6 protein-coding genes and 2 pseudogenes are annotated in these 7,935 nt (G+C 68.2%); 7 read left to right on the top strand and 1 reads right to left on the bottom strand.

The window, feature by feature from the left end:
* The 7 genes and pseudogenes from C487_RS07510 to C487_RS22205 form a co-directional block, all read left to right on the top strand.
* Positions 1 to 369, top strand: a pseudogene (locus C487_RS07510) (hypothetical protein); the annotation flags it as partial.
* 155 nt (positions 370 to 524) lie between these two features.
* Complete coding sequence (locus tag C487_RS07505; protein ID WP_006185113.1) at positions 525 to 1,412, top strand: 1,4-dihydroxy-2-naphthoyl-CoA synthase; 888 nt, start codon at positions 525 to 527, stop codon at positions 1,410 to 1,412.
* A 42-nt stretch (positions 1,413 to 1,454) separates the two neighbouring features.
* A complete protein-coding gene (locus C487_RS07500) occupies positions 1,455 to 2,633 on the top strand; it encodes a DUF7350 domain-containing protein (RefSeq protein WP_006185112.1) in 1,179 nt (392 codons plus the stop codon).
* A gap of 65 nt (positions 2,634 to 2,698) precedes the next feature.
* Positions 2,699 to 3,643, top strand: coding sequence for a 1,4-dihydroxy-2-naphthoate polyprenyltransferase (locus C487_RS07495; RefSeq protein ID WP_006185111.1), 945 nt, complete (start codon positions 2,699 to 2,701; stop codon positions 3,641 to 3,643).
* Positions 3,640 to 4,737, top strand: coding sequence for a mandelate racemase/muconate lactonizing enzyme family protein (locus C487_RS07490; RefSeq protein WP_006185110.1), 1,098 nt, complete (start codon positions 3,640 to 3,642; stop codon positions 4,735 to 4,737). Before C487_RS07495 ends, C487_RS07490 begins: the two co-directional genes overlap by 4 nt.
* Entirely contained in the window at positions 4,734 to 6,266 is a 1,533-nt protein-coding gene (locus C487_RS07485; protein ID WP_006185109.1) for a class I adenylate-forming enzyme family protein, read from the top strand. The genes C487_RS07490 and C487_RS07485 overlap by 4 nt, the downstream gene beginning before the upstream one ends.
* Before the next feature lie 82 nt (positions 6,267 to 6,348).
* Positions 6,349 to 6,501: pseudogene (locus C487_RS22205) on the top strand (NRDE family protein); the annotation flags it as partial.
* A 403-nt stretch (positions 6,502 to 6,904) separates the two neighbouring features.
* On the opposite strand, the gene C487_RS07475 reads toward C487_RS22205, so the two are convergent.
* Positions 6,905 to 7,909, bottom strand: a complete 1,005-nt coding sequence (locus C487_RS07475; RefSeq protein WP_006185107.1) for an AAA family ATPase — start codon at positions 7,907 to 7,909, stop codon at positions 6,905 to 6,907.
* Positions 7,910 to 7,935: the final 26 nt, after the last annotated feature.

Here is a 7,935-nt window from a genome sequence, read left to right as displayed (position 1 = left end):
GATGGGCCGGAGAGAGAGCCGGATGCCTGCGTCGATATTTTGCCGGCTCCGCTGGTCGATCCCGCGCCGTTCAGGGACTATCTGAGCTACAATCTGCGGTGTCAGATTCGCGACTGCTATCTCATGCGGGGCATGGAACCGCCCGCAGAATACAAAGTGCTCGGACACGGCCAGTATCGCTTTACCGGCAAATACGAGAACTTCGATCTCTACCCACCTTACCATCTTATCGACGCCGATATCCCCGGCTACACCCACGAGTTCCGCCCCGACCTCCCGATAACCTGGGGCGAACTCGCCGGAATGACCGATCCCGGCCGTGGTGACTCGCTTTACGCACAGATCAAGGGTGCTCTGTTCAGTCGATAGCTGTCCATCAGCGTGAGCCGGTGACACGGGGCCGTTCCTGGGTGGGTGCCCCAATACCGCTACTCCACTCGCCTCGAGTCAGTGCTGGTCGGCGGTGCCGGGATACTGTCGTGGACGCGAACGTATTTCATCCGTCGCGGACCAACCATCGGTCAATGGTTTCGGAACTGTTCGACGCGGAGCAGTGGGAGCCGATCGACGGATTCGATTTCCGGGATATTACCTATCACCGCGCGGTCGATTCCGGGACGGTCCGGATCGCGTTCGACCGGCCCGACGTGCGCAACGCTTTCCGGCCGGGGACCGTCGACGAACTCTACGACGCGCTCGACCACGCCAAGCGCCAGACCGACGTGGGCTGTATCCTGCTGACCGGGAACGGGCCGTCATCGAAGGACGGCGGCTGGGCGTTCTGTTCCGGCGGGGATCAGACGATCCGCGGCGAGGACGGCTATCAGTACGAGGGCGACGAAAAGCGGGCGTCCGAACAGGGCCGACTGCACATTCTTGAGGTACAGCGGCTGATCCGTCACGTTCCGAAAGTGGTCGTCGCCGTGGTGCCCGGGTGGGCCGTCGGCGGAGGGCACTCGCTGCACGTGGTCTGCGATCTGACGCTCGCGAGCGAGGACCACGCGAAGTTCCTCCAGACCGACCCCGACGTGGCCAGCTATGACGCCGGCTTCGGCTCGGCCTACCTCGCCAAACAGATCGGCCAGAAGAAGGCCCGAGAGGTGTTCTTCCTCGGGAAGACCTACGACGCCGCGGAGGCCGCGGAGATGGGCATGGTCAACGAGGCGGTCCCCCACGAGGAGTTAGAGGCGACCGCCCTCGAGTGGGGCGAGCGCATCAACTCCAAGAGTCCGACGGCGATGCGGATGCTCAAGTACGCCTTCAACATGACCGACGATGGCATGATCGGCCAGCAGGTCTTCGCGGGCGAGGCGACGCGGCTGGGCTACATGACCGACGAAGCGGCGGAAGGCCGGGACGCGTTCGTCGAGGGCCGCGATCCGGACTTCGACGACGTCCCGTGGCACTACTGATGCGACCGAGCGGGGACGACGGAAGACGAAACTACAGTTGACATGCACCGACGAACGTTCCTCCGGCGGGCGACCGCGCTCCCGGCGACACTGGCCGTTGCGGGCTGTGCGGCACCGGGCACCGAGTCCGGCGGGAGCGACGGCAGCACCGACGGGGCAGGGAACGCGGACGGGGCGGGGATCGCGCCGATCCCGCGGATCGAGAACCCGCCCGAGGCGGTCTACCTCCCCGGACACCGGAAGTCGATGCGGGTCCTCGAGCCGGTCGCGGCCGGCGACTACGCGCTCGCGCCGATGCTCACGTATCCGCATCCGTTCTGGACCGTCACCGGAACCGACCGGCACCGCGTCGACCCGACGGCCGGTCGCGGTGTCCACCTCATGCTCGTTTGCTGGGACCGGGAGACGGGGATCGTCCTTCCCGGGGACGCCGAACCGAGAGTGACGATCACGCGGCGGGGCGAGCGGGTCGCGTCCCGACAGCTCTGGCCCATGCTCTCCCAGGAGATGGGCGTCCACTTCGGCGACAACGTCACGCTGCCGGCGGACGACACCTACACGGTCAGCGTTTCCCTCCCGCCGCTCCCGACGCGGCGGACCGGCTCCCTCGCGGATCGATTCACCGAGGGCGGGACCGCGACGTTCGAGTTCACGTACGATCGGGCGTTCCGCGAGGACGTGGTCGAGGGGATCGACCTGCTCGAGCGGGAGCGCTGGGGAGACCGCGGGGCGCTCGAGCCGATGACAGGCGGCGACGGGAGCGCGAACACCGCGCTCCCGTACTCCGCGCTGCCGCCGGCCGCCGACGTGCCCGGGACGCGGCTGGTCGATCCGGACGCAGCGGCCAGCAGCCTCCCCAGCAGCGGCGACGCGACGTTCGTCGTCACCTTGCTCGAGCCCGACTCACGCCTGGCGGACGGCGAGCGGGGGTACCTGCTGGTCTCGCCGCGGACGCCGTACAATCGCGTCCCGCTGGTGAACACGTCGCTGCGCGCCGCGGTCCGCCGGAACGGGGCGGGAGTCGGCGACGAGGCCCTCGAACTGACGGCGACGCTCGACGCCGAGGTCGGCCTACACTACGGCCGCTCGGTGGCGGACGTCCGCCCGGGTGATTCGATCACGTTGACGGTCGCGTCGCCACCGCAAGCGGCCCGTCATCAGGGATACGAAACGGCCTTTTTCGACATGGAGCCTCTCGAGTTGGCGGTCCCGCCGGCGTAACGCGCGGTCCCGTCAGCGGCCCGCAATGCCAACGTTGACACTCTTTCGAGTGGGACACTCGTACAATGAGTTCGGCCGAGGTCGAAATCTCACGGACGAAGGCGTGGCTGATGGCGGCCCGCCCCCAAACGTTGCCCGCGGCTGCGGCCCCGGTCATCGTGGGGACGGGGGTAGCGATCCACGAGGGCGTGTTCGCGCCGCTGCCGGCGGTGCTGGCGTTCGTCGGGGCGGCGCTGATTCAGGTCGGGACGAACTTCGCGAACGACTACTACGACGCGATCAAGGGTGCCGACACCGAGGACCGCGAGGGCTTTACCCGGGTCACCCAGTCGGGGCTCATCTCCCCCGAACAGGTCAAGCTCGCGACCATCGTGACGTTCGGACTGGCGATCCTCACCGGTACCTATCTCGTCTACGTCGGCGGACTCCCGATCCTCGTCGTGGGGCTCGTGAGCGTCTTCTGCGGGTGGGCCTACACTGGCGGCCCCTATCCGTTGGGCTATCACGGACTGGGCGACCTCTTCGTGTTCGTCTTCTTCGGAGTGGTCGCCGTGACGGGGACCTACTACGTCCAGGCCGCGGCCGTCCGCGCGGAGCCGCTTTCGACGGCGGTTCCCGACGGCACGGTTACGGGCGCGGCCGTCGCGGCGAGCCTGCCGATTGCGGGGCTCTCGACGGCCATCATCATCGTGAACAACGTTCGCGACAGGGAAACCGACGCCGAGACCGGCAAGCGGACGCTGGCGGTCCGGCTCGGTTATCGCTGGAGCCGCATCGAGTACGTCGCCATGCTCGCGCTCGCCTACGTCGTGCCCGGCTGGCTCTGGCTCCGGACGGATGTCGGGCCCGGTGTGTTGCTCCCGCTGGTGACGCTCCCCTATGCCGCGATGGTCGCCCGCACGGTCTGTACGCGAACCGACGGTGAGGCGCTCAACCCGGCGCTCGAGCGGACGGGCAAACTACTCGCGCTGTACGCGATCTGTTTCGCCGGCGGGCTGGTGGTGCTATGAGCCTGCCCGACGAACTCGATCTGGAGTATCGGTCGTTCTCGCTGGCGCTGGGCGAGCCCCTCGAAACGGCGGACGGGACGATCGAGAGCCGGGACGGCTTTCTCGTTCGGCTGGTCGACGGCGGCGCAGCGGGTGGGAACGGCCCCGACGATGGGTCGGCCGTCGGCTACGGCGAGGCGACGCCGCTGTCGGGCTGGACGGAGTCGCGCGAGGACTGCGAGCGAGCGCTCGAGCGCGCACGCGACGCGATCCGGACCGGCGGCCCGAGCGAGGCGCTCGAGGCGGTCGACCGGCAGGTCGCGGCCCGACATGCGCTGGCGCTTGCGCTGGCGGACCTGCAGGCGACCCGCGAGTCGACGCCGCTGTACCGCTATCTCGGGCAGGGACCGATGGTCGGCCGGGTGCCGGTCAACGCGACGATCGGCGACGGATCGCCGGCCGAGACCGCCGACGCGGTCCGCGCCGCCGTCGGTCGCGGGTTCGACTGCTGTAAGCTCAAAGTCGGGCTCCGGAGCGTGGATGCGGACATCGAACGCGTCCGGCGCGTTCGCGAGACCGTCGGCGACGGCGTCGAACTACGGGCCGACGCCAACGAGGCCTGGACCTACGAGGAGGCCCGGTCGGCGATCGACGCCTTCGACGACCTCGGTCTCTCGATCCTCGAGCAGCCGCTGCCGGCGGGCGCGCTCGAGGGCCACGCCGCCCTCCGCGACCTCCGGACCGGCGTCTCGGTCGCGCTCGACGAGGGGCTGCTCGAGCACGGCGTCGACGCGATCTGTGACGCCGAGGCGGCGGACGTGGTCGTCCTGAAACCCATGGCGCTGGGTGGGATCGACGTGGCCCGCAAAGTCGCGGCCTGGCTGACCGAACTCGATATCACGCCGCTGGTGACGACCACGATCGACGGCGTCGTCGCCCGGACGGGTGCGGTCCACCTCGCGGCGGCGATCCCCGACGTGCCGGCCTGTGGGCTCGCGACCGGCGATCTGCTCGCGACCGATCTGGGTCGCGATCCCGTGTTGTTCGAGAAGGGGTCGGCCGTCGTTCCGCAGGCGAAAGGACTCGGCGTCGGCGACGTGTGGGGTGAGCGATGACCGCTCCCGTCGACTGGCCGACGCGCGACCTGCTGTCTCATCGTACGTCGACGACACCGGACGAGACGGCGCTTATCGACGCCGATAGCGGTCAGACGTGGACGTACGGGGAGTTCGATCGACGTGTCGATGCAGTCACGGAACGGCTCGAAAACGTCGTCTCCGGACCCGACGACCGTCTCGGCGTCCTCATGGGGACGCGAGCCGCGTTCGCCGAAATCTACTTCGCCGCGATGCGTCGCGGCGTCACGGTCGTTCCGCTGAACGTCCGCGAAACGGCCGCTGAACTCGAGTCGAAGGCGACTCGAAGCGCTCTCGACGCGGTCGTCTGTGAGTCGGAGACGGAGGCGCTCGCGCTCGATATCGCCGACTGTCCCGTCGTCTCAGTTGACAGTCCCGAGCACGACGGCGTCGAATCGCTGCAGCCGGTCACCGAGGCGGACGCGATCCCAGTGCCGCTCGAGCGGGACCAAACGCAGCTACTCATGTTCACCTCGGGGACCTCCGGCGAGCCGAAGGCCGTCCGGTTGACCGTCGGCAACCTCGTTGCAAGCGCGACCGCCTCCGCGTTCCGGCTCGGTGTCGGCCCCGACGATCGGTGGCTGTGTTGTCTCCCGATGTATCATATGGGCGGGCTGGCACCCGTCGTCCGGTCGACGCTGTACGGAACGACCGCCGTGATTCAGCGCGAGTTCGATCCCCGGGAAACCGCCCGCATCATCGACGACGAGGACATCACGGGCGTCTCGCTGGTTCCGACGATGTGCAAGCGCTTACTCGATGCCGGCTGGACGCCGCCTGACACGTTGCGATTCGTCCTGTTAGGCGGCGCGCCGGCCTCGAGCGAACTGCTCGAGCGCTGCCGCGAGCGTGACGTGCCGGTCTGTCCGACCTACGGCATGACCGAAACGGCCTCGCAGATCGCGACGGCGCTGCCGGACGTGGTCGCCGCCCACGAGGGGACTGTTGGACAGCCGCTCATGTTCACAGACGTCACCGTCGTCGACGAGACCGGCGCGGCGCTCGAGCCGGGCGAACAGGGCGAACTCGTCGTCTCGGGGCCGACGGTGACGCCGGGCTACCTCGCCGCCGACGAGACCGCGGCGGCGTTCGGCGACCACGGCCTCCACACCGGCGATGTCGGCTACCGCGACGAGGGCGGCCGGCTCTGGATTCTCAATCGCCGCAGCGACCGCATCGTCACCGGCGGCGAGAACGTCGATCCCGGCGAAGTCGTCGCCGCGCTCCGGGACCATCCCCGCGTCGACGACGCCGCGGTGGTCGGACTCGCTGACGAGGAGTGGGGAGAGCGCGTCGCCGCGCTCGTCGTTCCCGAACCGGGGGCGGCGAGTTCGCTCGAGCCCGGGTCGCTGCTCGCCCACTGTGACGAGCGCCTCGCGGGGTTCAAGCGACCGAAAACGATCGGTATCGTCGACGCGCTCCCACGGACGGCCTCGGGGACCGTCGACCGCGAGGCGGTTCGGGAGCGACTGCGCGCGGACGGACCGGACGTCACCGACGGGGCGTGACCGCCGTTCGCTCGCCGTTCGCTTCCCCTCGAGACTGCCGCTGGAACCGAAGTTAAGGCGGTGGCGTTCCTACCGTCGTTCCGTGTGTACGCTCACCCTCGCCTGGCAGGTCTTCGACGACGCGCCGGTCGCGGTCGCCGCCAACCGCGACGAAGCCCTGGGCCGAGACTCGACTTCGCCCACCGTCTACGCCGAGGAGCCGCTGATCGTCGCGCCGCGGGNCACCGAATCGGGAAGCGAAGAGCCGGTCACGATTACGGAACCGATCAACGCGCCGATAGTGCAAAGAACGGCATGGAAAAGGCCCTTCCAGAGCGCCAACGCGATGGCTGGTCCACTCCGTCGGAGCAAGCACTCAGCGACGATGACGCCGCCGACCAGCGACGCAAGGAGTGTCGATCGCCCCGTGGGCGACATACCGACGACAGGTGTGATACTGAGCAGAAGCCGAACTTGCGGGACGAGAGCGAACACGGCCAAGAAACGCGTCGTCGGCCCGATCGGGTCCGGGCCGTCGCTCGAGGGATCGGGTGCGTCGAGCGACGACTGCGAGGACACCGATTCCCGCGACTCGAACTCGGCAAGTCGTTCCTCGAGAGAGTCGTCCGCCATCAGTGAACTTCGACAGAAAACAGGTCTCAGGCGTCTCGACCGAGCTCCGCCAGCAGGTGCGAGACGTGAATCCGATCGCTCGTTCCCTCGTGCATCTCGAAGTCGATATCCGCGGCCAGCTGGTGGATTCGGGCGAGACGTTCACCCTGATAGCGTTTGCGAGCGATTCGAAGTATTTCCTCGAGCACCTCGTTGCCGTCCAGTCCGTCGTCGACGAGCAGGTCGTCCAGCGTCGACCGGGCGTCGGTAAAGTCGCCGGCCTCGGCGTCGTCGAGCATCGATTCGATTTCGTCTTCGAGGCCGACCTCGCCGAGCGTTTCGTAGGCCGCGCTCATCGTGAGTTCGCCCGCGTCCTCGACGGTCGTCTGGGCCGCCAGGATCGCCTGTCGGAGGTTGCCGTTGGCGTATCCCGCGACGAACTCGAGGCCGTCGGCGTCGTAGTCGACCACCTCGCGCTCGACGATGCGCTCGAGGACGGTGACGATCTCCTCGCTGGTCGGCGCGGGCAGGGAAACGGGGAAACACCGTGAGCGGATCGGCGGGATGAGCTTGGTCGGCTGGCGCGTCGCGACGATGAACTGCGTCGTCCGGTGGTGTTGCTCCATGATCCGGCGAAGGGCCTGCTGGAAGTCCTCGCGGACGTTCTCGGCGTTGTCGAGTAAGATCGTGGTGTACCCCCCCGAGACGGGCGCGTAGCTGGCCGATTCCTTGAGGACGTGGTTGATCATGTCCCGTTTCGACATCGAGGATCGGCCGACGAGGAAGTGTTCGAACCGGGGGTCGTTCGTGATCTCGGTTTTGGTCCGGCTGAAGAAGTCGGCAACGTTGATCTCGACGAAATCGTTGTCCGGGTCGGCGTGTGCCTCGCGGGCTAGTGCGCGCGCCGCGGCCGTCTTCCCGCTCCCGGGCGGTCCCTGTAGGAGGAGGTTGATCGGCTCCTCGACGGCCCGCTCCAGATACTCGCGAGCGTCGTCCTGGGGCAACTCGGCCAGCTCCGGGGCGTGGGTCTCGGTCCACAGCGGCGCGTCCATCGCCAGCGAGTACGAACGGGCCGGGT

Source organism: Natrinema pallidum DSM 3751 (genome assembly GCF_000337615.1).
GTDB classification, from domain to species: domain Archaea; phylum Halobacteriota; class Halobacteria; order Halobacteriales; family Natrialbaceae; genus Natrinema; species Natrinema pallidum.
Note: the sequence above shows the minus strand (reverse complement) of the source record. Positions and strands in the feature narration are given on the sequence as shown.

Bases quoted from the DNA above. Each gene is read 5' to 3' on its own strand.
- C487_RS07495 (WP_006185111.1), top strand. From the start codon at position 2,699: ATGAGTTCGGCCGAGGTCGAAATCTCACGGACGAAGGCGTGGCTGATG.
- C487_RS07490 (WP_006185110.1), top strand. From the start codon at position 3,640: ATGAGCCTGCCCGACGAACTCGATCTGGAGTATCGGTCGTTCTCGCTG.
- C487_RS07500 (WP_006185112.1), top strand. From the start codon at position 1,455: ATGCACCGACGAACGTTCCTCCGGCGGGCGACCGCGCTCCCGGCGACA.
- C487_RS07505 (WP_006185113.1), top strand. From the start codon at position 525: ATGGTTTCGGAACTGTTCGACGCGGAGCAGTGGGAGCCGATCGACGGA.
- C487_RS07485 (WP_006185109.1), top strand. From the start codon at position 4,734: ATGACCGCTCCCGTCGACTGGCCGACGCGCGACCTGCTGTCTCATCGT.
- C487_RS07475 (WP_006185107.1), bottom strand. From the start codon at position 7,909: ATGGACGCGCCGCTGTGGACCGAGACCCACGCCCCGGAGCTGGCCGAG.